The organism is Streptomyces sp. Ag82_O1-12 (assembly GCF_900182715.1).
In the GTDB taxonomy this organism is placed as follows: Bacteria; Actinomycetota; Actinomycetes; order Streptomycetales; family Streptomycetaceae; genus Streptomyces; species Streptomyces massasporeus.
In genome coordinates this window covers 5,128,618-5,154,858 of sequence record NZ_FXUW01000001.1, presented here as the reverse complement: position 1 = coordinate 5,154,858, position 26,241 = coordinate 5,128,618, and the positions used below count along the sequence as shown (strand labels likewise).

At 67.2% G+C, this 26,241-nt stretch carries 41 protein-coding genes and 1 pseudogene; 1 reads left to right on the top strand and 41 read right to left on the bottom strand.

Annotated elements, in window-relative coordinates:
- Window positions 1-27: 27 nt before the first annotated feature.
- Window positions 28-471: a 50S ribosomal protein L13 gene (rplM, locus tag QOL88_RS23830; RefSeq protein ID WP_010036634.1), complete on the bottom strand. Its 444-nt coding sequence runs from the start codon at window positions 469-471 to the stop codon at window positions 28-30.
- A 217-nt stretch (window positions 472-688) separates the two neighbouring features.
- Entirely contained in the window at window positions 689-1,000 is a 312-nt protein-coding gene (locus QOL88_RS23825) for a hypothetical protein (protein WP_097219286.1), read from the bottom strand.
- Between the two features lie 74 nt (window positions 1,001-1,074).
- Between QOL88_RS23825 and QOL88_RS23820 the strand changes: the two genes are divergently transcribed.
- Window positions 1,075-1,944 carry a hypothetical protein gene (locus QOL88_RS23820; protein WP_097219283.1) on the top strand — a complete coding sequence of 290 codons (870 nt, stop codon included), beginning with the start codon at window positions 1,075-1,077 and terminating at the stop codon, window positions 1,942-1,944.
- Between the two features lie 7 nt (window positions 1,945-1,951).
- Here the strand turns inward: QOL88_RS23820 and truA are convergent, their stop codons facing one another.
- The 39 genes and pseudogenes from truA to QOL88_RS23625 all read right to left on the bottom strand — a co-directional run bounded on the left by truA (window position 1,952) and on the right by QOL88_RS23625 (window position 26,206).
- Window positions 1,952-2,806, bottom strand: a complete 855-nt coding sequence (gene truA, locus QOL88_RS23815; protein WP_097219281.1) for a tRNA pseudouridine(38-40) synthase TruA — start codon at window positions 2,804-2,806, stop codon at window positions 1,952-1,954.
- A 148-nt stretch (window positions 2,807-2,954) separates the two neighbouring features.
- Complete coding sequence (gene rplQ, locus QOL88_RS23810; protein ID WP_097219278.1) at window positions 2,955-3,440, bottom strand: 50S ribosomal protein L17; 486 nt, start codon at window positions 3,438-3,440, stop codon at window positions 2,955-2,957.
- Between the two features lie 168 nt (window positions 3,441-3,608).
- Window positions 3,609-4,631 (bottom strand): DNA-directed RNA polymerase subunit alpha, encoded by a 1,023-nt coding sequence (locus tag QOL88_RS23805; RefSeq protein WP_003966937.1) that lies wholly within the window; start codon window positions 4,629-4,631, stop codon window positions 3,609-3,611.
- Window positions 4,632-4,796: 165 nt separating this feature from the next.
- Window positions 4,797-5,201: a 30S ribosomal protein S11 gene (rpsK, locus tag QOL88_RS23800; protein ID WP_003956432.1), complete on the bottom strand. Its 405-nt coding sequence runs from the start codon at window positions 5,199-5,201 to the stop codon at window positions 4,797-4,799.
- A 64-nt stretch (window positions 5,202-5,265) separates the two neighbouring features.
- Entirely contained in the window at window positions 5,266-5,646 is a 381-nt protein-coding gene (rpsM, locus tag QOL88_RS23795; RefSeq protein ID WP_003974244.1) for a 30S ribosomal protein S13, read from the bottom strand.
- A 187-nt stretch (window positions 5,647-5,833) separates the two neighbouring features.
- Entirely contained in the window at window positions 5,834-5,947 is a 114-nt protein-coding gene (rpmJ, locus tag QOL88_RS23790; RefSeq protein WP_003974245.1) for a 50S ribosomal protein L36, read from the bottom strand.
- 56 nt (window positions 5,948-6,003) lie between these two features.
- A complete protein-coding gene (gene infA / locus QOL88_RS23785) occupies window positions 6,004-6,225 on the bottom strand; it encodes a translation initiation factor IF-1 (protein ID WP_003948620.1) in 222 nt (73 codons plus the stop codon).
- Between the two features lie 235 nt (window positions 6,226-6,460).
- Window positions 6,461-7,297, bottom strand: coding sequence for a type I methionyl aminopeptidase (gene map, locus QOL88_RS23780; protein WP_097219276.1), 837 nt, complete (start codon window positions 7,295-7,297; stop codon window positions 6,461-6,463).
- A gap of 132 nt (window positions 7,298-7,429) precedes the next feature.
- Window positions 7,430-8,092, bottom strand: a complete 663-nt coding sequence (locus tag QOL88_RS23775) for an adenylate kinase (RefSeq protein ID WP_097219274.1) — start codon at window positions 8,090-8,092, stop codon at window positions 7,430-7,432.
- A complete protein-coding gene (secY, locus tag QOL88_RS23770; RefSeq protein WP_097219271.1) occupies window positions 8,092-9,405 on the bottom strand; it encodes a preprotein translocase subunit SecY in 1,314 nt (437 codons plus the stop codon). Before secY ends, QOL88_RS23775 begins: the two co-directional genes overlap by 1 nt.
- A 235-nt stretch (window positions 9,406-9,640) precedes the next feature.
- On the bottom strand, window positions 9,641-10,096 hold the full coding sequence (gene rplO / locus QOL88_RS23765) for a 50S ribosomal protein L15 (protein WP_030839644.1): 456 nt from the start codon (window positions 10,094-10,096) through the stop codon (window positions 9,641-9,643).
- A 2-nt stretch (window positions 10,097-10,098) separates the two neighbouring features.
- The gene (gene rpmD, locus QOL88_RS23760; RefSeq protein WP_005481207.1) at window positions 10,099-10,281 is read right to left on the bottom strand and encodes a 50S ribosomal protein L30; all 183 of its coding nucleotides are present in this window, start codon (window positions 10,279-10,281) and stop codon (window positions 10,099-10,101) included.
- Entirely contained in the window at window positions 10,281-10,889 is a 609-nt protein-coding gene (rpsE, locus tag QOL88_RS23755) for a 30S ribosomal protein S5 (protein WP_097219269.1), read from the bottom strand. The genes rpmD and rpsE overlap by 1 nt, the downstream gene beginning before the upstream one ends.
- 41 nt (window positions 10,890-10,930) lie before the next feature.
- Window positions 10,931-11,314, bottom strand: coding sequence for a 50S ribosomal protein L18 (rplR, locus tag QOL88_RS23750; protein WP_007494754.1), 384 nt, complete (start codon window positions 11,312-11,314; stop codon window positions 10,931-10,933).
- A 3-nt stretch (window positions 11,315-11,317) separates the two neighbouring features.
- Window positions 11,318-11,857 carry a 50S ribosomal protein L6 gene (gene rplF, locus QOL88_RS23745; RefSeq protein ID WP_030839651.1) on the bottom strand — a complete coding sequence of 180 codons (540 nt, stop codon included), beginning with the start codon at window positions 11,855-11,857 and terminating at the stop codon, window positions 11,318-11,320.
- A 24-nt stretch (window positions 11,858-11,881) separates the two neighbouring features.
- Window positions 11,882-12,280 carry a 30S ribosomal protein S8 gene (rpsH, locus tag QOL88_RS23740; protein ID WP_030839654.1) on the bottom strand — a complete coding sequence of 133 codons (399 nt, stop codon included), beginning with the start codon at window positions 12,278-12,280 and terminating at the stop codon, window positions 11,882-11,884.
- A 213-nt stretch (window positions 12,281-12,493) separates the two neighbouring features.
- Window positions 12,494-12,679, bottom strand: a complete 186-nt coding sequence (locus QOL88_RS23735; RefSeq protein WP_003948630.1) for a type Z 30S ribosomal protein S14 — start codon at window positions 12,677-12,679, stop codon at window positions 12,494-12,496.
- Window positions 12,680-12,684: 5 nt separating this feature from the next.
- Window positions 12,685-13,242 carry a 50S ribosomal protein L5 gene (gene rplE / locus QOL88_RS23730; protein ID WP_030839657.1) on the bottom strand — a complete coding sequence of 186 codons (558 nt, stop codon included), beginning with the start codon at window positions 13,240-13,242 and terminating at the stop codon, window positions 12,685-12,687.
- The gene (gene rplX / locus QOL88_RS23725; protein WP_003992365.1) at window positions 13,242-13,565 is read right to left on the bottom strand and encodes a 50S ribosomal protein L24; all 324 of its coding nucleotides are present in this window, start codon (window positions 13,563-13,565) and stop codon (window positions 13,242-13,244) included. Before rplX ends, rplE begins: the two co-directional genes overlap by 1 nt.
- Before the next feature lie 2 nt (window positions 13,566-13,567).
- On the bottom strand, window positions 13,568-13,936 hold the full coding sequence (gene rplN, locus QOL88_RS23720) for a 50S ribosomal protein L14 (RefSeq protein ID WP_003992364.1): 369 nt from the start codon (window positions 13,934-13,936) through the stop codon (window positions 13,568-13,570).
- Between the two features lie 101 nt (window positions 13,937-14,037).
- Window positions 14,038-14,325: a 30S ribosomal protein S17 gene (rpsQ, locus tag QOL88_RS23715; RefSeq protein WP_097219266.1), complete on the bottom strand. Its 288-nt coding sequence runs from the start codon at window positions 14,323-14,325 to the stop codon at window positions 14,038-14,040.
- Entirely contained in the window at window positions 14,325-14,549 is a 225-nt protein-coding gene (gene rpmC / locus QOL88_RS23710; RefSeq protein WP_003974259.1) for a 50S ribosomal protein L29, read from the bottom strand. Before rpmC ends, rpsQ begins: the two co-directional genes overlap by 1 nt.
- Complete coding sequence (gene rplP / locus QOL88_RS23705) at window positions 14,549-14,968, bottom strand: 50S ribosomal protein L16 (RefSeq protein WP_003992362.1); 420 nt, start codon at window positions 14,966-14,968, stop codon at window positions 14,549-14,551. Before rplP ends, rpmC begins: the two co-directional genes overlap by 1 nt.
- Window positions 14,969-14,973: 5 nt before the next feature.
- Window positions 14,974-15,801, bottom strand: coding sequence for a 30S ribosomal protein S3 (gene rpsC / locus QOL88_RS23700; protein WP_097219264.1), 828 nt, complete (start codon window positions 15,799-15,801; stop codon window positions 14,974-14,976).
- Complete coding sequence (gene rplV / locus QOL88_RS23695) at window positions 15,801-16,148, bottom strand: 50S ribosomal protein L22 (RefSeq protein WP_031141295.1); 348 nt, start codon at window positions 16,146-16,148, stop codon at window positions 15,801-15,803. Before rplV ends, rpsC begins: the two co-directional genes overlap by 1 nt.
- A 42-nt stretch (window positions 16,149-16,190) precedes the next feature.
- The gene (gene rpsS, locus QOL88_RS23690) at window positions 16,191-16,472 is read right to left on the bottom strand and encodes a 30S ribosomal protein S19 (RefSeq protein ID WP_003992359.1); all 282 of its coding nucleotides are present in this window, start codon (window positions 16,470-16,472) and stop codon (window positions 16,191-16,193) included.
- A 12-nt stretch (window positions 16,473-16,484) separates the two neighbouring features.
- Window positions 16,485-17,321 carry a 50S ribosomal protein L2 gene (gene rplB / locus QOL88_RS23685; protein WP_030839671.1) on the bottom strand — a complete coding sequence of 279 codons (837 nt, stop codon included), beginning with the start codon at window positions 17,319-17,321 and terminating at the stop codon, window positions 16,485-16,487.
- Between the two features lie 40 nt (window positions 17,322-17,361).
- Entirely contained in the window at window positions 17,362-17,781 is a 420-nt protein-coding gene (rplW, locus tag QOL88_RS23680) for a 50S ribosomal protein L23 (protein WP_031105224.1), read from the bottom strand.
- Window positions 17,781-18,437 carry a 50S ribosomal protein L4 gene (rplD, locus tag QOL88_RS23675; protein ID WP_097219261.1) on the bottom strand — a complete coding sequence of 219 codons (657 nt, stop codon included), beginning with the start codon at window positions 18,435-18,437 and terminating at the stop codon, window positions 17,781-17,783. The genes rplW and rplD overlap by 1 nt, the downstream gene beginning before the upstream one ends.
- Window positions 18,438-18,444: 7 nt before the next feature.
- Window positions 18,445-19,089 (bottom strand): 50S ribosomal protein L3, encoded by a 645-nt coding sequence (gene rplC / locus QOL88_RS23670; RefSeq protein WP_030839681.1) that lies wholly within the window; start codon window positions 19,087-19,089, stop codon window positions 18,445-18,447.
- A 17-nt stretch (window positions 19,090-19,106) separates the two neighbouring features.
- Complete coding sequence (gene rpsJ, locus QOL88_RS23665) at window positions 19,107-19,415, bottom strand: 30S ribosomal protein S10 (RefSeq protein ID WP_003948644.1); 309 nt, start codon at window positions 19,413-19,415, stop codon at window positions 19,107-19,109.
- Between the two features lie 415 nt (window positions 19,416-19,830).
- Window positions 19,831-20,469 (bottom strand): hypothetical protein, encoded by a 639-nt coding sequence (locus QOL88_RS23660; RefSeq protein ID WP_097219259.1) that lies wholly within the window; start codon window positions 20,467-20,469, stop codon window positions 19,831-19,833.
- Window positions 20,470-20,522: 53 nt separating this feature from the next.
- Complete coding sequence (locus tag QOL88_RS23655; RefSeq protein ID WP_097219257.1) at window positions 20,523-21,035, bottom strand: hypothetical protein; 513 nt, start codon at window positions 21,033-21,035, stop codon at window positions 20,523-20,525.
- Window positions 21,036-21,048: 13 nt separating this feature from the next.
- The gene (locus QOL88_RS23650; protein ID WP_097219254.1) at window positions 21,049-21,258 is read right to left on the bottom strand and encodes a hypothetical protein; all 210 of its coding nucleotides are present in this window, start codon (window positions 21,256-21,258) and stop codon (window positions 21,049-21,051) included.
- Window positions 21,259-21,386: 128 nt separating this feature from the next.
- Window positions 21,387-22,277, bottom strand: a complete 891-nt coding sequence (locus QOL88_RS23645; protein ID WP_257027877.1) for an SUKH-3 domain-containing protein — start codon at window positions 22,275-22,277, stop codon at window positions 21,387-21,389.
- A gap of 1,462 nt (window positions 22,278-23,739) precedes the next feature.
- A pseudogene (locus tag QOL88_RS38900) lies at window positions 23,740-23,859 on the bottom strand (DUF6531 domain-containing protein); the annotation flags it as partial.
- A gap of 335 nt (window positions 23,860-24,194) precedes the next feature.
- Entirely contained in the window at window positions 24,195-24,899 is a 705-nt protein-coding gene (locus QOL88_RS23635; RefSeq protein WP_257027876.1) for a putative T7SS-secreted protein, read from the bottom strand.
- 192 nt (window positions 24,900-25,091) lie between these two features.
- Window positions 25,092-25,559, bottom strand: coding sequence for a hypothetical protein (locus QOL88_RS23630; protein ID WP_097219248.1), 468 nt, complete (start codon window positions 25,557-25,559; stop codon window positions 25,092-25,094).
- The gene (locus tag QOL88_RS23625) at window positions 25,559-26,206 is read right to left on the bottom strand and encodes a hypothetical protein (protein ID WP_097219246.1); all 648 of its coding nucleotides are present in this window, start codon (window positions 26,204-26,206) and stop codon (window positions 25,559-25,561) included. Before QOL88_RS23625 ends, QOL88_RS23630 begins: the two co-directional genes overlap by 1 nt.
- Between the last annotated feature and the right edge of the window lie 35 nt (window positions 26,207-26,241).

Sequence of the window (26,241 nt, the reverse complement as noted above, 5' to 3'; positions counted from 1 at the left end):
TCTGTTCAGTCTTGGGGGTGGCCGGACTTACTGCGCGACCTGGGTGATCTCGTACGGCTGCGGCTGCTGCGCGCCGTGCGGGTGCTGGTCACCCTTGTAGACCTTCAGCTTCGAGAGCATCTGACGGCCCAGCGTGTTCTTGGGGAGCATGCCCTTGACGGCCTTCTCGATGGCCTTCTCGGGGTTCTTGTCGAGGAGCTCGTCGTAACGGACGGAGCGCAGACCACCCGGGTAGCCGGAGTGGCGGTACGCCATCTTCTGGGTCCGCTTGTTGCCGGACAGGTGCACCTTGTCCGCGTTGATGATGATGACGAAGTCACCAGCGTCGACGTGGGGGGCGTAGATCGGCTTGTGCTTGCCCCGGAGGAGCGTCGCGGCAGTGGTGGCGAGACGACCCAGGACAACGTCCTGGGCGTCGATGACGTGCCACTGGCGCGTCACATCGCCGGGCTTGGGGCTGTACGTACGCACGGTTCGTAGCCTTCGCTTCGAGTGAATGGTCCATAACTGGTCACCGAAACGATCACGACAGCCTGGACCGCACTGCGGCGACGCATACCGCGTACGTGGGGTCGCTGGTCATCGGCCCGGTGGACCGGTGTAAGGGCCCGTCCCGTGAGAATGAGCAAGCCAATACACAACGAACAAGCAGAATACCGGGGTACACCACAAGGGTCAAAACGCGGTATCACCGCAGCCGCTCGGTCACCGAGGCGTACAGGACCGCACAGAGCGTGACGACCCTGCGCAGCGTCCGGCGTCGCACCGGCCGCGCGAACGGAAACACCGACGAGAGTGCCACATCGACGGCGACCGCCGCGCACCAGCGCAGCACGGATCCACTCCCGCGCGGACGGCGCCACGCCCCCAGCGCCCCCACCACGACGGACGGCCACACTCCGGCCGTGAGGACCGGCCACGACAGCAGGCACCCCAGCAACAGCACGGTCGGCAGCAGTCGCCCCAACCACCCCAAGATGTCGCCTTTGCCCGTGCGCATGGGAGGAACGCTAGGGGCTTCAGGGCCGATCCGGGCGGACCAGCACACCCCTTGTCCCGTCTAAGATGCGGCCCATGAGCTATGGGCAGCAGGGGGGACCTCAGTCCCAGTGGGATCCCTGGAAACCGCAGTCGCAGCAGCCCTGGAACAGCGGGGGCGGCCAGTCGCCGGACTGGGCGGCGCTCGCTGAAGCCTCCGAGGCCCGCAACAAGCGACGCCGGGTGCTGCTGATCGGCGGTGGCGCGCTCGCCACGGTCGCGATCGGCACCGCCGTCGCCGTGGCCGTCGTCTCGGCGGGCGGCGACAACAAGGGGAACCCGACCTCCCTGCCGTCGGCCGACATCCCGAGCCAGACCGCCACGGCCCCGTCGTTCGCCCCGACCAGCGCCCCTCCCCCGCTGGACCCGAAGGACTTCATCGCCAGCGCGAAGAAGGACAAGGCCCCGCTCAGCCCGGCCATCCTCTTCCCGGGCACCCAGCTCACCATGGGCGAGACGGTCTACAAGAAGGGCCCCACGGCGGACACGAGGAACTGCGCCTCGGCGGCCGGCGGCACCCTCCCCAAGATCCTCACCGGGAACGACTGCACCCGCCTGATACGCGTGACCTACGTCAAGGACCAGATGGCGGTGACGGTCGGCGTGGCCGTCTTCGACACCGAGGCCCAGGCCGCCAAGGCCAAGGGGCAGAGCACCAAGAAGAGTTTCATCAAGTCGCTCTCCGGCGGCGGCGTGAAGCCGTTCTGCGAGTCCGGCTTCTGCCGCACGACCAGCAACTCCTACGGCCGCTACGCCTACTTCACCAACGCCGGCTTCACCAACGGCAAGGACGTGACGCCCAAGGACACCGCGGTCTACAAGACCGGGGACGACCTGGCCCAGTTCACGTTCAACCAGATCCGCCGCCGCGGCGAAGCCCAGGCCTCGGCCGCGGCCGACGAGTGACCGGACGTCAGCAGCAGCCGGCCGACGGCAGCGACCGCTTGTTCCGCGCCTCCTTGCTGCGCGCGGCGAGCAGTTCGTCGGCCGGGTAGCCGACCTCCTCCAGCGTCAGCCCGTGCGGCCGTACGACGTGCACGGCCGAGTCCCGCACGCCGGCCGCCAGCACCTTCCCCGGCCAGTCGGCGGGCCGGTGCCCGTCCCCGACGAACAGCAGCGCCCCGATGAGCGAGCGCACCATGTTGTGGCAGAAGGCGTCGGCCCGCACGGTGGCGGTGATGGTCCCGTCGTCGCCCCGCACCAGGCTGAGCTCCTGGAGCGTGCGGATGGTGGTCGCCCCCTCCCGCTTCTTGCAGTAGGCGGCGAAGTCGTGCTCGCCCAGCAGCCCCCGGGCGGCCTCGTTCATGGCCGCCACGTCCAGGGGCCAGTCGTGCCACAGCACATGACTGCGCAGCAGTGGGTCCACGCCCCCGGGGTTGTCGGTCACCCGGTACGCGTAGCGCCTCCAGACCGCCGAGAAGCGGGCGTTGAAGCCGCTGGGAGCCTCCCTGAGGGCCCAGACCCGTACGTCCCGGGGCAGTCGGCCGGCGAGCCGCTTGAGCAGCTTCTGGTGGTGCTCGGCCCACACCTCACGCGGCAGATCGACGTGCGCGACCTGCCCCCGCGCGTGCACGCCGGCGTCGGTACGCCCCGCGACGGTCAGCTCGTACGTCTCCCGCGACCGCGTCACGGTCCGCAGGGCGTCCTCGATCTCCCCCTGCACGGTCCGTCGCCCCCCGGCCTGCTTGGCCCACCCGGAGAACTCGCTCCCGTCGTACGACAGATCGAGCCGGACCCGGACGTGCCCGGCCTCTGCTTCGTCACTCACCCCAGGATCCTCTCACCGACACGAAGGCGGGCCCGCCCCCTCCAAAGAGGGAACGGACCCGCCGACAAACGCCCTTCAGGGGCGCGGGGAACTGCGCGAACAGCCACGACGAACCGCAAGCCGCCGGCACACAGCACCCGGCAGACGCTTACGCGTCCTTGGACTCCTCGGCGTCCTCGGCCTTGGTCGTGTCGACCTGAGCCTCGGCAGCCTCGTTGTCCTTCGCGGCGCGCTTGGTCGCGGCCTCGGCCTCGCCCGTGGCCTCCTGCGCCACCGTCAGAGCCTCGACCAGCTCGATGACAGCCATGGGCGCGTTGTCGCCACGGCGGTTACCGATCTTGGTGATGCGGGTGTAGCCACCCGGACGGTTCTCGTAGCGCGGGCCGATCTCGGTGAAGAGCGTGTGCACGATGCTCTTGTCCGTGATGACCGTCAGCACCTGACGGCGGTTGTGAAGGTCGCCCTTCTTCGCCTTGGTGACCAGACGCTCGGCGTACGGACGCAGCTTGCGCGCCTTCGCCTCGGTGGTGGTGATGCGGCCGTGCTCGAAGAGCGCCTTCGCGAGGTTCGCGAGGAGCAGCTTCTCGTGCGCGGCGCTGCCGCCCATACGGGCACCCTTGGTGGGCTTCGGCATGGTGTTTCTCCTAGGTGTCTGCCCCGGCCGTATCAGGTACCGGGGTCAGTATCCGAGCGGGCGGTTGCCCGTCGGAGATCCGGGCGCCATTTCTGGCGCCCGGAGGGTTCGCGCCCCGTCAGGGGCGCGGGGAACTGCGCGACCAGCCACAACGGGCCGGCGGCCGCATCAGTACTGCTCGGTCTCCACGAAACCGGCGTCCGCGTCGTCGTCCGCACCGAAGGCGTCGGCGGCAGCGGTCGGGTCGAACCCGGGAGGCGAGTCCTTGAGCGCGAGGCCCATACCCGCCAGCTTCGCCTTGACCTCGTCGATCGACTTCGCACCGAAGTTGCGGATGTCGAGCAGGTCGGCCTCGGAACGCGCCACGAGCTCACCCACGGAGTGGATGCCCTCACGCTTGAGGCAGTTGTACGACCGAACGGTGAGCTCCAGCTCCTCGATCGGCAGCGCCAGATCGGCGGCCAGGGCGGCGTCCGTGGGGGACGGGCCCATGTCGATGCCCTCGGCGTCGATGTTCAGCTCGCGGGCGAGACCGAACAGCTCGACCAGGGTCTTACCGGCGGACGCCATGGCGTCACGCGGGCGCATGGCCTGCTTGGTCTCGACGTCGACGATCAGCTTGTCGAAGTCGGTCCGCTGCTCGACACGCGTGGCCTCGACCTTGTAGGTGACCTTGAGAACCGGCGAGTAGATCGAGTCGACCGGGATGCGCCCGATCTCCTGACCGACCTGCTTGTTCTGCACGGCGGAGACGTAACCGCGGCCACGCTCGACCGTCAGCTCCATCTCCAGCTTGCCCTTGCCGTTGAGCGTGGCGAGGACGAGGTCGGGGTTGTGCACCTCGACACCGGCCGGGGGCGCGATGTCGGCGGCGGTGACCAGACCCGGGCCCTGCTTGCGCAGGTACATCACGACCGGCTCGTCGTGCTCCGAGGAGACGACCAGCTGCTTGATGTTGAGGATCAGGTCGGTGACGTCCTCCTTGACGCCCGGCACGGTGGTGAACTCGTGCAGCACGCCGTCGATGCGGATGGACGTGACCGCCGCACCCGGGATCGAGGACAGGAGGGTCCGGCGCAGGGAGTTGCCGAGGGTGTAACCGAAGCCCGGCTCCAGCGGCTCGATCACGAACCGGGAGCGGAATTCGTCGACGACCTCTTCGGTCAACGAGGGACGCTGAGCGATCAGCATGTGGTGAGTCCTTCAGTCAGGGGCACCCACTATTTGATGCCCTTGCCACCGGGCGGCAGCCCGATCTGTGTTGCAGTTACAAGGGTACGGGCGATATGGCCCCGAAGAGCCATACCGCCCGAAAACCCTCAGACCGACAAGCGGCCGTGCACCTGACCCGAGGGGTCAGACGCGGCGGCGCTTCGGCGGACGGCAGCCGTTGTGCGGGGTCGGCGTGACGTCCTGGATCGAACCGACCTCGAGGCCGGTGGCCTGGAGGGAGCGGATCGCGGTCTCACGGCCGGAGCCGGGACCCTTGACGAACACGTCCACCTTGCGCATGCCGTGCTCCTGCGCGCGGCGGGCGGCCGACTCGGCGGCCATCTGCGCGGCGAAGGGGGTCGACTTGCGCGAGCCCTTGAAGCCGACGTGGCCGGCGGAGGCCCAGGAGATCACGTTGCCCGAGGGGTCCGTGATCGAGACGATCGTGTTGTTGAACGTGCTCTTGATGTGCGCGTGGCCGTGAGCGACGTTCTTCTTTTCCTTGCGGCGCACCTTCTTGGCAGCGCCCTGACGACCCTTGGGGGGCATCTATAACTCCTACGGGAGGTGGTCGGTCCTACAGCGAAGACCGCTGATAAGCGTCCGCTGAGGACTACTTCTTGCCCGGCTTCTTCTTACCGGCGATGGCGCGACGCGGGCCCTTGCGGGTACGAGCGTTCGTGCTGGTGCGCTGACCGCGGACGGGCAGGCCGCGACGGTGACGCAGACCCTGGTAGGTACCGATCTCGACCTTGCGGCGGATGTCGGCCTGAACCTCGCGACGGAGGTCACCCTCGGTCTTGATGTTGTTGTCGACGTACTCGCGGATCGCGACGAGCTGCTCCTCGGAGAGGTCGCGAACGCGGGTGTTCGGGTCGACGCCGGTGGCGGCCAGCGTCTGCTGCGAGAGGGTCCGGCCGATGCCGAACACGTAGGTGAGGGCGATCTCCACGCGCTTTTCGCGCGGGATGTCAACACCGGAAACGCGTGCCATTCAATGGCTCCAGTTACTTGACGGAGGTCTTCCACAGAACCGACTCCCAGTCGCCGTACCAGGTACGAACTGGGTCCCCGGCCTCCGACCGGGGGTGTCAGACCCGGGGGTCTGGGTCCTGCGTATGAACATATTCAGCTTGCGTCGCGCGAATCCCTGCGAGGAGTGCAGAGGGATCGGTCGTGCGTCAGCCCTGGCGCTGCTTGTGGCGCGGGTTGTCGCAGATGACCATGACCCGGCCGTGACGGCGGATCACCCTGCACTTGTCGCAGATCTTCTTGACGCTCGGCTTGACCTTCATGGGTGAGGTTCTCCGGGTCAGTGCCACCACCCCGGAAGCCGGGGCGCAGGCAAGATCTACTTGTAGCGGTAGACGATCCGGCCACGCGTCAGGTCGTACGGAGACAGCTCCACCACGACCCGGTCGTCAGGGAGGATGCGGATGTAGTGCATGCGCATCTTGCCGCTGATGTGTGCCAGGACCTGGTGGCCGTTCTGGAGCTCGACCTTGAACATGGCGTTCGGAAGAGACTCGACGACAGTGCCCTCGATCTCGATGGCACCTTGCTTCTTGGCCACGCTTCGCCCTTCGAATCGACTACCTTGATCGACTCTGTGCGGGGCGCATGCAGGCATGCGGGTACACAAGAGCCGACGAGTCAGTCTACGACAGGGCCCTCGGAAACACGAATCGGGGAAGTCTGCCCCGCCGGAGACGGCTTTAAGCGCCCCGAAAGGGGCGCGGGGAACTGCGCGACAAGCCCTCATGCACCCGCAGCCGCCGCCCGGCAGGACCACCGCCCCGGGAAGGCTCTCAGCCCAGCGGATCCGGCGCGGCAACGATCCCCAGCTCGGCGAGCTTCGCCTTGCCCCCGTCGGGAGCCGTCAGCACCAACGGCCCCTCCTCCGTCAGAGCGACGGAGTGCTCCCAGTGGGACGACCAGGTGCCGTCGGTCGTGATAACGGTCCAGTCGTCCGGCAGGACCTCCGTCTTCGGCGTCCCCAGGGACACCATCGGCTCGATGGCGAGGCAGAAGCCGGGCACCAGCTTCGGGCCCTTGCCGCGCCGCCGGTCGACGTAGTTCAGCAGGTGCGGGTCCATGTGCATCTCGGTGCCGATGCCGTGGCCGCCGTAGTCCTCGATGATCCCGTACTTGCCGCCGCCGGGCTTGGGCTGGCGGCGGATGTACGTCTCGATGGCCCGGGAGACGTCGACCAGGCGGTTGCCCTGCTTCATGGCCGCGATGCCGGCCCACATCGACTCCTCGGTCACCCGGGAGAGCTCGATCAGCTCCGGGGAATGACCGGAGCCCACGAAGGCCGTGAACGCGGCGTCGCCGTGCCAGCCGTCGATGATCGCGCCGCAGTCGATGGAGATGACGTCCCCGTCCTTGAGGACGACGTCGTCGGACGGGATGCCGTGGACGACGACCTCGTTCACGGACGTGCAGATCGTCGCCGGGAAGCCGCCGTAGCCGAGGAAGTTCGGCTTGGCGTTGTGCTCGGCGAGGACCTTGCGGGCGACCTGGTCCAGATCCCTCGTCGTCGCCCCGGGCACCGCGGCCTCACCGGTCGCCGCGTGAATGGCCGCGACGACCAGCCCCGCCTCACGCATCTTGGCGATCTGCTCGGGGCTCTTGATCTGCACCATGGGAGCTACGGCCTTTCTGGATCTTCGGGGACGGCGAACGCCTTCAACGATACGGGGCCGCGCGCCGGACCCCGCCCACACAGCAGCCGCGGTCCCCCGAGGGGAACCGCGGCCGTAGCTGTGCACGGACGACTACTTGCCGTCCCCGCCACGCTTCAGCGCCTCCATGGCGCGCGTCGTGACGTCCTCCACCTTGCCGAGCGCGGAGATCGTGACCACCAGGCCCTGGGCCTTGTAGTAGTCGATGATCGGCTCGGTCTGGGTGTGGTAGACCTCCAGCCGCGTACGGACCGTCTCCTCGGAGTCGTCGTCCCGCTGGTACAGCTCGCCGCCGCAGACGTCACAGACGCCGTCCTTGGCCGGCTGCTTGTACGTCACGTGGAAGACGTGCGAGGAGTCGTTGCGGCAGATGCGGCGGCCGGCGATGCGCTTGACCACCTCGTCCTCGGGGACCTCCAGGTCCAGCACCGCGTCGAGCTGCATGGTCTCGGCCTCGAGCAGCTCGTCGAGTGCCTCGGCCTGGGAGACGTTGCGGGGGAAGCCGTCCAGCAGGAAACCGTTCTCGGCGTCCGGCTGCTCCATGCGGTCCTTCGCCATCGCGATGGTGACCTCGTCGGGCACGAGGTTGCCCGCGTCCATGTAGGACTTCGCCAGTTTGCCGAGTTCCGTCTGCCGGCTGATGTTGGCCCGGAACAGGTCGCCCGTGGAGATGTGCGGGATCGACAGGTTTCTGGCCAGGAACGCGGCCTGCGTTCCCTTACCGGCGCCCGGCGGCCCGACGAGGACGATACGCATCAGCGGAGGAACCCTTCGTAATTGCGCTGCTGGAGCTGGCTCTCGATCTGCTTCACGGTCTCGAGACCGACACCCACGATGATCAGGATGCTGGTCCCGCCGAACGGGAAGTTCTGGTTTGCCCCGAAACCTGCCAACGCCATCGTCGGCACGAGAGCGATCAGTCCCAAGTACAGCGAACCCGGCCAGGTGATCCGGTTGAGTACGTAGCTCAGGTACTCAGCGGTCGGTCGGCCAGCCCGGATGCCCGGGATGAAGCCACCATACTTCTTCATGTTGTCGGCGACTTCTTCGGGGTTGAAGGAGATCGCCACGTAGAAGAACGCGAAGAACACGATCAGCAGGAAGTACGAAATGATGTAGTACGGGTGGGTTCCCTTCACGAAGTGCTGCTCGATCCAGGTCTTCCAGCCCGACGTGCCTCCCGCGAACTGAGCGATCAGCGCCGGGATGTAGAGCAGCGACGAGGCGAAGATGACGGGGATCACGCCCGCCTGGTTCACCTTGAGCGGGATGTAGGTGGACGTACCGCCGTAGGAACGACGGCCGATCATGCGCTTGGCGTACTGGACCGGGATGCGGCGCTGGGCCTGCTCGACGAAGACCACCAGGCCGACCATGGCGAAGCCGACCAGGATGACCGTGCCGAACTCGATCCAGCCGCCGGCCAGGGAGCCCTGCGTCTTGATGGCCCACAGCGCGGACGGGAAGGTGGCGGCGATCGAGATGAACATCAGGATCGACATGCCGTTGCCGATGCCGCGGTCGGTGATGAGCTCACCGAGCCACATCACGGCCGCCGTGCCGGCGGTCATGGTGATGACCATGGTGATGGTGACGAAGATCGACTGGTCGGGGACGATCTGGTTGGCCACCGGGCAGCCGGTGAACAGAGCGCCGCTGCGGGCGGTGGCGACGAGGCCGGTGCCCTGGAGAATCGCGAGGGCGATCGTCAGGTAACGGGTGTACTGCGTGATCTTCGCCGTACCGGCCTGGCCCTCCTTCTTCAGGGCTTCCAGGCGCGGGATCACCACAGTCAGCAGCTGCAGAATGATGCTCGCCGTGATGTACGGCATGATGCCCAGAGCGAAGATCGTGATCTGCAGCAGCGCGCCGCCGCTGAACATGTTGACCAGGCCGAAGATGCCCTGGTTGGCCTGGGCGTTGTCGATACAGGTCTGGACGTTCCGGTAGTCGACGCCTGGGATCGGGATATGTGTACCGACCCGGTAGACCACGATGATGCCGAGCGTGAAGAGCAGCTTCTTGCGCAGGTCGGGCGTCTTGAACGCCCGGGCGAACGCGGTGAGCACGGTGCCTCCTGCGACCCCCGCGCAACTGCGTCAAGGGTGACGGTCTTGAGGTTCGACGAATAGGTAACGGTCAACTGCCGCTCAGAGTGCCCGAAGTGAAGCACCCTGTGAAAAGAGGGCAGTGCAAGCCACCTTACCGGCGAGACTGCCGCCCTAGGAACGACCAACCGGGGATACCCCATATGTGGAGTATCCCCGGTCGGGATCGCTCAGGTCATCGAGACGCCTGCGGTGTTCAGACGAGCTCGGTGACGGAACCGCCGGCGGCGGTGATCTTCTCCTTGGCGGAGCCGGAGACGGCGTCGACCGTCACCTGCAGCGCCACGGAGATCTCGCCCTGGCCGAGGACCTTGACGAGGCTGTTCTTGCGAACGGCCCCCTTGGCCACCAGACCCTCGACGGTGACCTCGCCACCCTCGGGGTAGAGCGCGGCCAGCTTGTCGAGGTTCACGACCTGGAACTCGGTCTTGAACGGGTTCTTGAAGCCCTTCAGCTTCGGGAGACGCATGTGGAGGGGCATCTGGCCACCCTCGAAGCGCTCCGGAACCTGGTAACGGGCCTTCGTGCCCTTGGTACCACGACCGGCCGTCTTACCCTTCGACGCCTCACCACGACCGACACGGGTCTTGGCGGTCTTGGCGCCCGGGGCGGGACGGAGGTTGTGGATCTTGAGCGGGTTCTGCTCCGCCATGATCAGTCGACCTCCTCGACCGTCACGAGGTGGCGGACGGTGTGCACCATGCCGCGGAACTCGGGACGATCCTCCTTGACGACCTGCGTGTTGATCCCCTTGAGACCAAGGGAACGCAGGGTGTCACGGTGGTTCTGCTTGCTGCCGATGTACGACTTCGTCTGCGTGATCTTGAGCTGAGCCATTACGCAGCACCAGCCCCGGCACGCGCACGCAGCAGAGCCGCGGGAGCGACGTCCTCGAGCGGCAGACCACGGCGGGCCGCGATCTCCTCGGGACGCTGCAGGCCCTTCAGGGCCTCCACGGTCGCGTGCACGATGTTGATCGCGTTCGACGAGCCGAGCGACTTCGACAGCACGTCGTGGATACCGGCGCACTCCAGGACGGCACGCACGGGACCACCGGCGATAACACCGGTACCCGGCGAAGCCGGCTTGAGGAGAACGACGCCGGCAGCCTTCTCACCCGTGATCGGGTGCGGGATGGTGCCCTGGATGCGGGGGACCTTGAAGAAGTGCTTCTTGGCCTCCTCAACGCCCTTGGCGATGGCGGCCGGCACCTCCTTGGCCTTGCCGTATCCGACACCCACGGTGCCGTCACCGTCGCCCACCACGACCAGCGCGGTGAAGCTGAAGCGACGACCACCCTTCACAACCTTGGCGACGCGGTTGATCGCGACAACGCGCTCAACGTACGCGGTCTTCTCGGCGGCATTGGCGCCGCCGTCACGGCCCTTCCGGTCCCGCCGCTCGCCGCCACCGGCACCGCCACCGCGGCGCTGGGGTCCAGCCATTGGAATTACCTCTCTCTGTTTCCGCTAGCTACGGAACCGACTCAGAACTTGAGTCCGGCCTCGCGGGCGGCGTCCGCCAGGGCGGCGATGCGCCCCGCGTACTGGTTACCACCACGGTCGAACACGACGGCCTCGACACCGGCGGCCTTGGCGCGCTCGGCGACCAGGGCGCCGACCTGCTTGGCCTGCGCGGACTTGTCGCCCTCGCCACCGCGGATCGAGGTGTCCAGGGTGGACGCCGACGCCAGGGTGTGACCCTTGATGTCGTCGATCACCTGGGCCACGATGTGGCGGTTCGAGCGGGTAACGACCAGACGCGGACGCTCCGCCGTACCGTTGATGTGCTTACGGATCCGGATGTGGCGGCGCTTGATCGCGGCGCGCTTGTAGGCGTCGCCCTTAAGGATCTTCTGTCCGTATGCCATGGCTTACTTACCCGCCTTTCCGACCTTGCGGCGGATGACTTCGCCCTCGTACTTGACACCCTTGGCCTTGTACGGGTCGGGCTTGCGCAGCTTGCGGATGTTGGCCGCAACCTCGCCGACCTTCTGCTTGTCGATGCCCTCGACCGAGAAACGGGTCGGGGACTCCACCTTGAAGGTGATGCCCTCGGGGGCCTCGACCAGGATCGGGTGGCTGTAGCCCAGGGAGAACTCCAGGTTGGAGCCCTTGGCCACGACACGGTAACCGACACCGCTGATTTCGAGCTTCTTGACGTATCCCGTGGTCACACCGGTGATCATGTTCGCCACCAGCGTGCGGGACAGGCCGTGCAGGGCCTTGCTCTGCCGCTCGTCGTTGGGCCGCAGCACCTGAAGGGTGCCGTCCTCGGCCTTAGCGATGTCGATCGGCGCGATGACGGTGTGGGTCAGTTCGCCCTTGGGGCCCTTGACCGCGACCGTACGGCCGTCGATGGTGACGTCCACGCCGGCGGGAACCGGGATGGGGAGCTTGCCGATACGCGACATTGCTGTCTCTCCTCCGTTCCCGAATTACCAGACGTAGGCGAGGACTTCCCCACCCACGCCCTTCTTCTGCGCCTGCTTGTCGGTCAGGAGCCCGTGCGACGTGGAGATGATGGCCACGCCCAGGCCGCCCAGAACCTTCGGCAGGTTGGTGGACTTCGCGTACACCCGGAGACCGGGCTTGGAGATCCGCTTGATGCCCGCGATGGAGCGCTCACGGTTGGGGCCGAACTTCAGCTCCAGGACGAGGTTCTTGCCGACCTCGGCGTCCTCGACCTTCCAGCCCGTGATGAAGCCCTCCTGCTGGAGGATCTCCGCGATGTGCGACTTGATCTTGGACGCCGGCATCGTCACGGAGTCGTGGTACGCCGAGTTCGCGTTCCGCAGACGCGTCAGCATGTCTGCGATCGGATCAGTCATGGTCATGAATTGGCCTGTGGCCTCTCTCGCCGGGGTTTCCTGGTGCGCCATCCCTCTCCCCGATCCGAGACGGGACGGGTGCGGCGCGGTGGACCTACGGCGTAGTAAGTCGTAAGGGCGGCGGCAGACGCCCAACCCCACAAGCCTAAGGCATGTGGGCTGGGCGTCCTGCCGCCCCAGATGCTTACCGAGAGCCCTGCGAATCCCCTATTTGGGGGATTACCAGGAGCTCTTGGTCACGCCCGGCAGCTCGCCACGGTGAGCCATCTCACGAAGGCACACGCGGCAGAGGCCGAACTTGCGGTACACGGAGTGCGGGCGGCCGCAGCGCTGGCAGCGGGTGTAGCCACGCACACCGAACTTGGGCTTGCGAGCAGCCTTAGCGATCAGAGCCTTCTTCGCCATCTCGCTCACGCCTCCTTGAAGGGGAAGCCGAGGTGACGAAGGAGCGCGCGGCCCTCAGCGTCGTTGGTCGCCGTGGTCACCACGGTGATGTCCATACCCCGGGTGCGGTCGATCTTGTCCTGGTCGATCTCGTGGAACATGACCTGCTCCGTGAGACCGAAGGTGTAGTTGCCACGGCCGTCGAACTGCTTGGGGGACAGGCCGCGGAAGTCGCGGATGCGCGGCAGCGCGAGCGACAGGGTGCGGTCCAGGAACTCCCACATGCGGTCGCCACGGAGCGTGACGTGGGCACCGATCGGCTGGCCCTCACGCAGCTTGAACTGCGCGATGGACTTGCGGGCCTTGGTGACGGCCGGCTTCTGACCGGTGATCGTGGTGAGGTCGCGGATGGCGCCCTCGATCAGCTTGGAGTCGCGGGCGGCGTCGCCCACACCCATGTTGACCACGATCTTGACGAGACCGGGGATCTGCATGACGTTCTCGTACTTGAACTCGTCACGCAGCTTGCCCGTGATCTCCTCACGGTACTTCTGCTTCAGACGCGGGCTGGTGGTGGTCGTCATCAGATGTCCTCACCCGTCCGCTTGGCAACGCGGATCTTGTTGCCTTCGTCGTCGAAGCGGTAACCGACGCGGGTCACGACCTTGTTGCCGTCCTTCTCCACGACCAGCTGGACGTTGGAGACGTGGATCGGCGCCTCGGTGGTGACGATGCCGCCGGCCTGCGAACCGCGAGCCGTCGGACCGGCCTTGGTGTGCTTCTTGACCCGGTTGACACCCTCGACCAGGACGCGGTCCTCGCGGGGGAAGGCCGCGATGACCTTGCCCTGCTTGCCCTTGTCCTTACCGGTGATGACCTGAACCAGGTCGCCCTTCTTGATCTTCATGCTCACAGCACCTCCGGCGCGAGGGAGATGATCTTCATGAACTTCTTCTCGCGCAGCTCCCGGCCGACCGGGCCGAAGATACGGGTGCCACGAGGGTCGCCGTCGTTCTTGAGAATGACGGCGGCGTTCTCGTCGAAGCGGATGTACGAGCCGTCCGGACGGCGGCGCTCCTTGACGGTGCGAACGATGACCGCCTTGATGACGTCACCCTTCTTCACGTTGCCGCCGGGGATCGCGTCCTTGACGGTGGCGACGATGACGTCACCGATACCCGCGTAGCGGCGACCGGAGCCGCCGAGCACACGGATGCAAAGGATCTCCTTCGCACCAGTGTTGTCGGCGACACGCAGTCGCGACTCCTGCTGGATCACGTCTATCTCCTGATTGTCTGCCGGTTCCCGGGGCGGCTGCGCAGCTGCGCACCCGCCCCGAGCCTGGCGGAACGATGCCTAGGGGGTCCCCCTAGGCGGGATTACTTGGCCTTCTCGAGGATCTCGACGACGCGCCAGCGCTTGGTCGCGGACAGCGGCCGGGTCTCCATGAGGAGGACACGGTCGCCGACACCCGCGGCGTTCTGCTCGTCGTGGGCCTTGAGCTTGCTCGTACGACGGATGACCTTGCCGTACAGCGCGTGCTTGACGCGGTCCTCGACGGCGACGACGACGGTCTTGTCCATCTTGTCGCTGACGACCAGGCCCTCGCGGGTCTTGCGGAAACCGCGGCCCGTCTTGGTCTCTTCAGTCACGTTGCTCTCGCTCATCAGGCGCTCTCCACCGTCTCGATGCCCAGCTCGCGCTCACGCATCAGGGTGTAGATCCGCGCGATGTCCTTGCGGACGGCCTTGAGCCGACCGTGGTTCTCGAGCTGACCCGTCGCCGCCTGGAAGCGGAGGTTGAACAGCTCTTCCTTGGCCTCGCGAAGCTTCGCGAGAAGCTCCTCGTTGCCCAGCTCGCGCAGCTCAGACGCCTTGGTACCGGCCGACATCACGCTTCACCTGCCTCGCGCTTGACGATCTTGCACTTCATCGGCAGCTTGTGAGCCGCACGGGTCAGGGCCTCGCGCGCGATCTTCTCGTTGGGGTACGACAGCTCGAACATCACACGTCCGGGCTTGACGTTGGCGATCCACCACTCAGGAGAACCCTTACCGGAACCCATGCGGGTCTCGGCGGGCTTCTTGGTGAGGGGGCGGTCCGGGTAGATGTTGATCCAGACCTTGCCGCCACGCTTGATGTGGCGGGTCATTGCGATACGAGCCGCCTCGATCTGGCGGTTCGTCACGTAGGCCGGGGTCAGCGCCTGGATGCCGTACTCGCCGAACGCAACCTGCGTGCCACCCTTGGACATGCCGTTGCGCTTGGGGTGGTGCTGCTTGCGGTGCTTGACCCTACGGGGGATCAGCATGACGGTCAGGCCTCCGTTCCGGTGCTCTCAGCCGGAGCGGCGGCGGGAGCCTCAGCCTTGGGGGCCTCGGCGCCGGCAGCCTGCTGCGGCTTACGACCGCGCCCGCCACGCTCGCCACCGCGGCCACCACGGGCCGGGCGGTCGGCGCCACCACGGGCCGGGCGGTTACCCGCACGGGCCGCAGCGTTCTCGGCGCGGACCTCGGCGATGTTCTTGACGTCGCCCTTGTAGATCCAGACCTTCACGCCGATGCGGCCGAAGGTCGTCTTGGCCTCGAAGAAGCCGTAGTCCACGTTCGCGCGGAGCGTGTGCAGGGGCACGCGGCCCTCGCGGTAGAACTCCGAGCGGGACATCTCGGCGCCACCGAGGCGGCCACCGCACTGGATCTTGATGCCCTTGGCGCCGGCCTTCATCGTGCCCTGCATGCTCTTACGCATGGCGCGACGGAAGGAGACGCGGGAGGAGAGCTGCTCGGCGACGGCCTGGGCAACCAGCTGAGCGTCGGTCTCGGGGCTCTTGACCTCGAGGATGTTCAGCTGGACCTGCTTGCCCGTGAGCTTCTCGAGGTCACCGCGGATGCGGTCGGCCTCGGCGCCGCGGCGGCCGATGACGATGCCCGGACGAGCGGTGTGGATGTCCACACGCACGCGGTCACGGGTGCGCTCGATCTCGACCTTGGAGATGCCGGCGCGCTCCATGCCGGACGTCATCATCCGACGGATGGCGACGTCTTCCTTGACGTAGTCCTTGTACAGCTTGTCGGCGTACCAACGCGACTTGAAGTCGGTCGTGACACCGAGCCGGAACCCGTGCGGGTTTACCTTCTGGCCCATTACCGGGTTCCTTCCTTGCTGCTGACGACCACGGTGATGTGGCTGGTCCGCTTGCGGATCCGGTAGGCACGGCCCTGGGCGCGCGGCCGGAACCGCTTCAGGGTCGGGCCCTCGTCGACGTAGGCCTCGGAGACGAAGAGGCTGTCGACATCGGTGTGGTCGTAGTTGTGCGCGGCGTTGGCGATGGCGCTGTCAAGCACCTTGCCGACCGGCTGGCTCGCGGCCTGCGGGGCGAAACGCAGGACCGCCTGAGCCTCCGTGGCGTTCATGCCACGGATGAGGTCCACCACGCGGCGGGCCTTCATGGGCGTGACGCGGATGTACCGCGCCTGGGCCCTGGCTTCCATGGTTGTCCTTCCAGTGTCTGTCATGGTCATTCCACCCCGCGCTTAGCGGCGCTTCGACTTCCGGTCGTCCTTGACGTGACCCCGGAAGGTGCGCGTCGGCGAGAACTCGCCGAGCTTGTGGCCGACCATCGACTCGGTGACGAACACCGGAATGTGGGTCTTGCCGTTGTGCACCGCGAGCGTGTGGCCGAGCATGGCCGGCACGATCATGGAGCGACGGGACCAGGTCTTGATGACGTTCTTGGTGCCGGCTTCGTTCTGGGCGTCCACCTTCTTGATCAGGTGGTCGTCGACGAAGGGCCCCTTCTTCAAGCTACGAGGCATCTCAACCCGTCCTTAGCGCTTCTTGTTCGTCTTGCGGCGGCGGACGATGTACTTGTTCGACGCCTTCTTGGGCGAACGAGTACGGCCTTCCTTCTTGCCCCAGGGGGACACCGGGTGACGACCACCCGAGGTACGGCCTTCGCCACCACCGTGCGGGTGGTCCACCGGGTTCATGACCACACCACGCACGGTCGGGCGAACGCCCAGCCAGCGCTTACGGCCCGCCTTACCCCAGTTGATGTTGCTCTGCTCGGCGTTGCCCACCTCGCCGACCGTGGCGCGGCAGCGCTGGTCGACCAGGCGGATCTCACCGGACGGCATGCGGAGGTGGGCCATCGAGCCCTCCTTCGCGAGCAGCTGCACCGAGGCGCCGGCGGAGCGGGCGAACTTCGCGCCGCCGCCCGGACGCAGCTCGATGGCGTGCAGCGTGGTACCGACCGGGATGTTGCGCAGGGCAAGGTTGTTGCCCGGCTTGATGTCGGCCCCGGGACCGTTCTCGACGCGGTCACCCTGCTGCAGGTTGCGCGGGGCGAGGATGTAGCGCTTCTCGCCGTCGGCGTAGTGCAGCAGCGCGATGCGCGCGGTGCGGTTGGGGTCGTACTCGATGTGCGCGACCTTCGCCGGCACGCCGTCCTTGTCGTGACGACGGAAGTCGATCACGCGGTAGGCGCGCTTGTGGCCACCGCCCTGGTGGCGGACGGTCACACGACCGGAGTTGTTACGGCCACCCTTGCTGTGCAGGGGGCGGACCAACGACTTCTCCGGCGTGGACCGCGTGACCTCGACGAAGTCGGCGACGCTGGAGCCGCGACGGCCCGGCGTAGTCGGCTTGTACTTGCGGATTCCCATTTCTCAGTCCTCGTCCGATATCGGACGATCCGGACCGCCCTTAGGCGGTCGGACCGCCGAAGATGTCGATACGGTCGCCCTCAGCGAGGGTCACGATCGCGCGCTTGGTGGACGCGCGCTGGCCGAAGCCGGTGCGGGTCCGCTTGCGCTTGCCCTGGCGGTTGATCGTGTTGACCCCGGTGACCTTGACCGAGAAGACCGCCTGGACGGCCTGCTTGATCTGGGTCTTGTTGGCGCTCGGGTCCACGACGAACGTGTACTTGCCCTCGTCGAGAAGCGCGTAGCTCTTCTCGGAGACGACCGGCTTGAGCAGCACGTCACGGGGGTCCGTGAAGGACTTGCTCAGCGGGGTCTCGACGGTGTTCTTGCCCTCGGCGGCGTGGCGGCGCGCCTTGGCGACGCGCGCGGCCTTGGCCTTCTTCGCCGCCTTGGAGGCGATAGCGGGGTGACGGATAGCCATCAGACCTCGCTCCCTTCGGTGTCATTGGCCTTCGGGCCGGACACGAAGGACTCGAAGGCGGCCTTGGTGAAGACCACGTCGTCCGAGACGAGAACGTCGTACGTGTTCAGCTGGCCCGGCTCCAGGATGTGGATCTGGGGCAGGTTGCGGGCGGACAGCCACGCGGCCTCGTCGGCGCGGTCGATGACCAGGAGCAGGTTCTTGCGCTCCGAGATCTTGCCGAACAGCGTCTTGGCGGCCTTCGTGGAGGGGGTCTCGCCCTCGACCACGCCGGAGACGACGTGGATGCGGTTGTGGCGGGCCCGGTCGGTGAGGGCGTGGCGCAGGGCCGCGGCCTTCATCTTCTTCGGGGTCCGCTGCGAGTAGTCACGCGGCTGCGGGCCGTGGACGACGCCACCGCCGGCGAACTGCGGCGCACGGGTCGAACCCTGGCGGGCGCGGCCGGTGCCCTTCTGGCGGTACGGCTTCTTGCCGCCACCACGGACTTCACCGCGACGCTTGGTCTTGTGCGTGCCCTGACGGGCAGCGGCGTTCTGCGCGACGACGACCTGGTGGATCAGCGGAATGCTGATCTTCTCCACGCCGAAGATCTCCGCGGGGAGCTCGACGCTACCGGTCTTCTCGCCGGCAGGCGAAAGGATGTCAACAGTGCTCATCGGTACCTCAGGCCCCCTTGGCCGCGGTGCGGACCAGGACGAGGCCGCCGTTCGGACCGGGAACCGCGCCCTTGATGAGCAGCAGACCCTTCTCCGCGTCAACGGCGTGGACGGTCAGGTTCTGGGTGGTGACACGCTCGTTGCCCATGCGACCCGCCATGCGGAGGCCCTTGAACACGCGGCCCGGGGTGGCGCAGCCACCGATGGAACCGGGCGAGCGGTGCTTGCGCTGGGTGCCGTGTCCGGCGCCGAGGCCCTTGAAGTTGTGACGCTTCATGACACCGGCGAAGCCCTTGCCCTTGCTCTTGCCGGTCACGTCGACCTTGAGGCCGGCCTCGAACACCTCAGCGGTGATCTCCTGGCCGAGGGTGTACTCGCTGGCGTCAGCGGTACGGATCTCGACGAGGTGGCGGCGGGGAGTGACGTCGGCCTTGGCGAAGTGGCCCTTGAGGGGCTTGTTCACCTTGCGCGGGTCGATCTCGCCGAACGCGATCTGGACGGACTCGTAGCCGTCGACGTCGTTCGTACGGACCTGGGTGACGACATTGGGGCCGGCCTTGACGACGGTGACCGGAACAACACGGTTGTTCGCGTCCCACACCTGCGTCATGCCGAGCTTCTCGCCCAGGATGCCCTTGATCTGCTTAGCCATTCTCAGATCACCGGCCTTCAGAGCTTGATCTCGATGTCGACACCGGCCGGGAGGTCGAGTCGCATCAGAGAGTCAACGGTCTTGGGGGTCGGGTCGAGGATGTCGATCAGGCGCTTGTGCGTGCGCATCTCGAAGTGCTCGCGCGAGTCCTTGTACTTGTGCGGCGACTTGATGACGCAGTACACGTTCTTCTCAGTGGGCAGCGGCACCGGGCCCGCGACCGACGCACCAGTGCGCGTCACCGTCTCGACGATCTTCTTCGCCGAAGAGTCGATGACCTCGTGGTCGTAGGCCTTGAGCCGGATGCGGATCTTCTGTCCCGCCATGGCTACTCAGTAGTCCTGTCTCTTCTAACGCTCTGGAACCCGGTGGATTCCTTCTGCTGCCTTCGTTCCTCCGACCCACGCGGTCGGGCGTGTCGCTCTCCCGCTGACACAGATGTCCCTTGTTCGAACATCCCTGCTGGGAATGCGCACGGCCCTTCCGGAACCGCAGGCCGGGGGCGAAGGCCCACCGGGTGCCTGGTCGGTGCCGCGCTGACACTTCCCGGAAGATTCCCGTACGTCCGCCCCAGCGCTGCCGAGAGGCAGTTAGGGCGACGAGTACTGTGGGACTCGCTTCCGGTCCCCCCGGCGGGAGGCGCGCAGCATCAACACTCGACCGAGCAACTCGGACAGTCTGCCATATGGGGCAGGGCCGACGCCAATCGAGCCGAGGAGAATACCCCGGGGGTGACGTGGGTCAAACACAAGCCCGGACGGCCCCGGGCTCCTCCCCCTGAAGAAGCCGCTCCAGCTCTGCGTCGTAGGCCCGATAGCCGGCCTTCCCCCAGTCGGGTGCGTCGGACGCCGTTCGGAGGATGGCGGGGAGGTGGGCGACGCGCCAGATGCGGTGGACGTCGGCGGGGGTGATCCCGGCCCGGCCCGGATCGACGAGGTCGCACGCGACACGGAGGATCTCCGCGATCCCGGCGACTCCCTCCCCCGACTCGGTGCCGGCAGCGAGTGCGGCGGTGACGAGGGCCTGAAGCAGCCGGGTCAGCTGAAGATCGGCACCGATACGGCACATGCGCCGCACCAGCGCGGGCTCCTCCAGCCGCTCCGGGGCCTCGGGAACGCCGGCGATCCCCTCGGACCAGAGCAGCAGGGAAGCCGCGGGCACCTCGTGGTCCGCCAAGTACCCGAGCTCGTCGGCGATGGCCATGACCTCGCCGGAGAACCGCCCGACCACGCGCACACCCTCCATGAGGCGGCCCAGGTCCTGCTGCCGGGGTTCGAGGAACGCCTCGACCGAGACGTCGGGGAGCAGCCAGGTTCCGGTGGAGCGGACGGTGCCGATCTCCACGATGCCGCCGAGGGCGGCGAAGACCGCACGCGCCATATGCTCGGCTCGGGCTGCGGGGACCCTGGCGTCGCCGCACGCCAGGCTGCGCGTCAGAGCCACTCCCCCGCGTCGTCCTGTTCACCCGTGCCGTACCCCCGCATCACCACCACCAGCTGAACGGGTGCGTCGGTGTCGTCATGCTTGACGCCGGCCAGGAGGACCTTGTCCGCGATCCGCCACGCGGTGTGATCGATGTAGTCCGCCCCGTCCGTCAGGTCCTCGTCGACGGCCTCGATGCGCGCCCCGAGCACTCCGGATTCCAACTGGGCGACAACGCGAGGGAGTTCGGCGGAAGCGAGGTCGTACAGCTCGTCGATGTAGGTGTCCGGGTCCGGCCGCTCGTCCTCGACCTCCCGATACCAGAGCGTGAACTCGACCTCCACCGGGCCGTCGCCCTGGATCCAGGCGTGCGCGTCATCGCGGCGCCACGTGGTGGCCCATTCCTTCGCCCGGTTCCTGCGCTCGCCTTCCCAGCCAGATGCGTCGAGAACGGCGGCCACAGCCGGGCCGGTGAGTTCGTCGAGTTCGGACAGCTGACCCAGTTCCGCGCTTACGTCAACCATTTACTCATTCCGCTCATACCGTTTCATCCTCGGAACTCTCCCCCTGCTCCTGGCGGGAGGAGACCAGCCGTCCACCGGAGTCGTACGCATAGCTCTGGGTCGACGACTCCGCACGGACACCGGTGGCCCGGCCCTTGGCGTCCAGCTCGTAGAGCTTCCTGCCGTCTTCGGCGTCGATCGTCTCGACGGGACCGCCTGCGCTGTGTACGTACCGGCGGTCCACGGGGTCTTCCCCGGGGCGGCATGGTCCGCCATGCCGTACGAGGGAAAGGCGGGCTTCAGCTCCACGAGATCGACCACCAAGAGCCTGCCGTGCACCCCCGGGCGCCCTCAGGCGTGGATCACAGGCTGTCAGGCGGCGGTCGGCCGGATCCTGCTGGTGAGCCTCTGCAGTGCCTCGTCGGATGTGGGAGCCAGCAGCCAGACGCTGTCCATGCCGGCATGGACCGAGCCGTCCTCCGCCATGGCCAGGTACTGGTTCCCGCGGTCGCGCATGCCGATGGGGTACAGGTCGACGCCCGCCTGCTCGGCAAGGTCATCGATGATCTCCGCGTCCCAGAGCGCCAGCAGCGGGTCCAGCGAGAACTCCATCCACGGCATCGAGTCCCATGGCTCACGGTAGGGCGCCCCGACGGCACCGAACTCCGACAGGAACCGTCGTGCCGCATCGTGCATCTCGAACTCGCCGGTCTGCAGAAGGATGCCCTCCCAGGTGTCCGTAGGGACCGACCGGCCCGGGAACCAGCCGCCTGCCCGCAGCACCCGGTCCGTCTCCTCGGGCCATCGCGTCCCGGTGTCCGGGACGGTCTCCACGGTATTCAGCCGCTTCCAGAAGGGGTGCTCGGGCGCGGGAGCACCGGGCACCCAGAGTGAGGACTGAGCGCCCTGCACACCGACCAGGCGATCCAGCGCCTGGTCGGTGGTCGAGGCAAGCAGTTCCACGCGGTCCCTTACAAGGTGGAGCGCCCCGTCCTCGGTGATGCCGACGAAGCTGGCGCCTTCATCGGCCGTGCCCACGGGGTAGAGGGACGCCCCCGCTTCCCGGCTCGCCTTCGCGAACCGCTCGTCCTGCCACTGGGCGCGGAGGGGATCGAACCGGATGGCGGACGATGTGGTGATCGAATCGGCCGGCCAGCCGTAGGTCACCAGCCCACCGAATTCCGAGAGAAACCGGCGTGCCGCATCGTGGGCCACAAAGGCCCCGCGCTCGTTCAGAACCGACTCCCAGGTGACGGTCGGCACCGACCGCCCGGGGCGCCAGCCCGCGCGGCGTAGTACGTCTGCGGTCTGCGGGGACCAGTCCCGCGTGTAGTCGTCGCTCACTTACAACACCGTCCGAACGCCTAGTTCTTCGAGAACATGCCTGCACGACGGGCAGGTCGAAGCCGCCGTACTCGAAGCGAGTCACCCGGCCCTGTGCGTCGGCGTGCTCGACGAGGTTGCCCTCAGCGTCGTACCGGCGTCGTTCCGTGCTGCCGTCAGGCAGGTCGAGTCCGAGCTGACGGCCTTCCGGGCTCCAGCTCATCCGTGTGACGGACCCGTCGGGGCCTACCTGCGCGACCACCCTTCCGAACGCATCACGGCTGTACCGTGTGATGCCGCCCTCGGCATCCGTGGCCGTAAGAGGCAGCCCCGCCGCGTCCGGCTCCAGCACAGCTGTACGACCGAGCGCGTCAGTGATTTCGGTGAGTGCGCCGTCGGCCCGGTACCGGTAGCTGATTCGGGCTCCCGCGGGGTCCGTCTCGGCGATCAGATTGCCGTGCTCGTCGTACTCCAGGTGCCAGGCGTGACCATCGGCCTGGACCACGGTGACGGGCTGGCCCCACGCATTGTTCTCGGCCGTCTCCCGGCTGCCGTCGGGCCGGATGACGGCGGTTGGGGCACCCGTTTCGTCGTACATGTAGCGGGTTGTACGGCCACCGGCGTCCGTCCGTGTGAGCAGCCGGTCGTGCCGGTCCCACTCGGAACGGGTGGTGTGCCCCAGAGGATCGGTCACGGCGACGAGCTGGTACAGCTCGTTCCAGCGGTACGTCGTCGTGTTGCCCGACGCGTCGGTGTAGCGGGTCTCACGGTTGTCGGTGTCGTAGGCAATGGTGCACCGCAGGAGGCCGTCGGTGCCCTCACCGGCTACGCAGCGGTCCTGGTCGTCGTAAGTGAAGCGGTACCAGTAGCCATTGCGATCGATCCAGGAGGTGATGCGGGAGTGGTCGTCGTACGTGAGCTTCAGCGGAAGACCGCTTGAGTCACGGATCTCGGTGAGATCGCCTTCGGGGCTGTAGTCGAAGCGCCTGAGCAACGTGCCCTCGGAGCCGGCCTCCGGATCGCGCAACCTCAGCGCGGTGACTCGCCCGCTCTCCGTGTCCACGTAAACGTGTCGGCCTCCGGAGTCCCGCACGGCGACCGGCGTGCCGTCGGCGCTGCGGTCGATGTCGATCCGATAGCCGTTGCGGTCGGTCAGGGCGACGAGGAAGAGGGAGAACGCCTCCTCGTTCGCAGCCGGCCGCTGCGGGGCAGCGAAGTGACGGGTGACTGCTGTGAGCGGGTCCGTGATGCTGACCGGCGCCCCGGGACCGCCGTCCCAGTGCATCGGCCGGCGCGGTCCTTCCTGCGGCATCACCGAAGCGCCGGGCACGGGCACCGGATAGAGGAGGATCATTCCGTCCTCAGTGGCATGGACGACGCCTTGGTCGTCCAGCTCAAGACGTTCGTCCAAGGTCGAAGCCCAGGACAGGCCGAAGGAACGCCCGGCTCGGTAGGACGACAAGTGGGTACGCCGCAGGATCAAGGGCAGCAGCCCGGACAGCTCGACATCGGTCTCGGCCATGTACATCTCGCCGGAAACCATGTCGATCGGGTCGCCGTTCAGGCACCGCCCCTTACCGGGCTTGGCGCTGGCTACGGCGTCGTCGGCTTCTCTTCGGAGCCCCTTCTTCCCAAGCCCCTTTGCCATGGCCTTGAGTCCGCCCTTACCCAGGGCCTTCATTCCCTTGGCCAGCCCGCCGAGGGTGGTCAGCCCCTTCATGCCCGGGATGCAGTCCAGCGCCGCGAACCCCACGTCCCATAGGGACGCCTGCCCCTTGGAGTATTTGTAGAGCGTGTCGGCGAGTACGACGGCGGCCGCGATCAGCACGATCGCGCCCAGGATCGGACCGCCGATGATCATCGCGACGATCCCGACGACCGTGACGACGACCTGCAGACCGCGACGATGGTGTCCCAGTTGTCGGTGAACCAGTCGCCTACCTCCTCCCACCACGACCGGTTCTGAATGCCCGCGTCGGAGGCCTCGTCGATCTTCGACTTCGCCTCACGCGCCGCGTCGTCACGCATCTTGCGCGCGTCCGCCGCCATCTTCTTGGCCGCGGCCAGCGCGTCCTGCGCATCCGAGACGTCCGACTGGGCCTTGGACTGGGCCGACTTGGCGTGCTGGACATCCCGCGTCGCGGCCCGCACCTTCGCCTCATCAGGCTTGTCGGCGTCGGACTTGCTGCCGTTCGGGTCGTCCTTGTACTTGTCCGCCTCCTTGCCCGCCCGCGTCACCCACGAGTCGGCCGAGGTGAGGCGGGACTGGGCCGAGGAGAGGGTGTCGCGGGCCTCACGGCCCTTGCGCAGGGCCTTGTCCGCCAGCGACTGCGCCCGCTCCAGCTTCGGCCAGAAGTCCGACAGCGCGTCACCGCACATCTCATAGGACTTCTTCAGCTTCTTGAGGTTCTTCGGCACATCCGCGATGTCCTCCTTGAAGACATCCGCCGACTTGCCCGCCCACTCCAGGAGCGTGCCCTCACCCGCCATGCCCTTGACCAGACGCAGCGCGTCGGAGACATCGTCGGCGAAGTCGTGCAGGTGCTTCGTGAGTGTGCGCACCCGCTGCGGATCACCAGGCGTCGGATCCTTGTCCAAGTCCAGGACATGCCAGTCCGAAGGCCTGTGCCCCGCCATACCGCAACCCCCGTCACGCGCACCACTGCAGCAACAACCGTATGCACACGTGAACTTACAAGGCACAACTGTTCGGCGGAAAGGCAGGGCTCGGATCGTGAACCACCAAGACCGGCATCAAGCGCCGCGTCCGCGCACGGCCCGCCAGACATCCTCGAGGGCATACACGGACTGCAACCACCAGGCGTCCAGCTTGTTCCGGACCGCCTCATACGCCCACCGCCACTTGAACCATGGCGGAAGCTTCCGGAACGGCACGAAGGTGAGTGTGTCCGCGATGGCGTTCACGGCGAAACCACCGGGGCCTTCGGCGCGCAGAGCGTCGTACAACTCCGGGGTCAACTCCCCGTTGAGCCGGGCGGCGTGACCCGCCGCGGTGAACGCGAACCCTCGCTGACCGGCGTCCGGCAGCTGCATCGCCTTGACGATCCTCGGGGACACGTCCGCCAGCGGACAGTGAAACGCCAAACCGATCACTGCCGTCCCGAGACCGGCCTCGCCACGCTCGAATGCCGCGTCCCACTCCTCCGGGCTGTCGAGCGCCAGCAGGCTCTCGCCGCGCTCCCAGTCCCACCCCGGGGACATCAGCCCGTGAACCGGAACGTCGACGTGATCGCGTCGAAGATGTCGAAGAAGGAGTCCGCGAGGTCGAGGACCTGGCTGCTTCCGGCGACCAGGGCGACCTTGCCCTCCTGGCCCGGGACCGGGATGTACGTCTGCATCAGCACGGCGCGGATCGTGCGGTTGAGCGCGTCGCCCGGTACGGCGATGTCCTCGATGCCCTGCGTGCGCGCGGCCGGGCCGACACCCGGGATGTCTACCGTCGTGACCTTCCGCCAAGAGTCGCCCTCACGCTTCGCCTCCTTGACCGCGAGCTGGCTCGCGATGACGGAAGGGTCGTTCGACAGCGGCTCACCCCGCTCGTTGCGGCCGCCGACGAGCGAGACGGTCACCGAACCCGTGATCGGCGTGTCCCCGCCGAAGCTCTCCGCCATGCAGCCGCAGTACATCGCGCCCGACTTCCAGGCGTCCGTGGCGGCCTTCCGGAGGAAGTCGACGTAGGCGTCCCGGTGCTGCTCCAACTCCGGGCGCTGCTGCACCCGTTCGTTCACCATGCGCCGGATCGAGTCGTCCCGCGACTCCGGCCGTACGTCGAACTCCCACCAGGACTCCGGCACCTTGATCCGGAAACCGCCCCGCTCGACGGTCAGTGTCTCCATGTAGCGGGCCATGACGCCGGTCTCCCCGTTCGCTCGATCACGTGTGC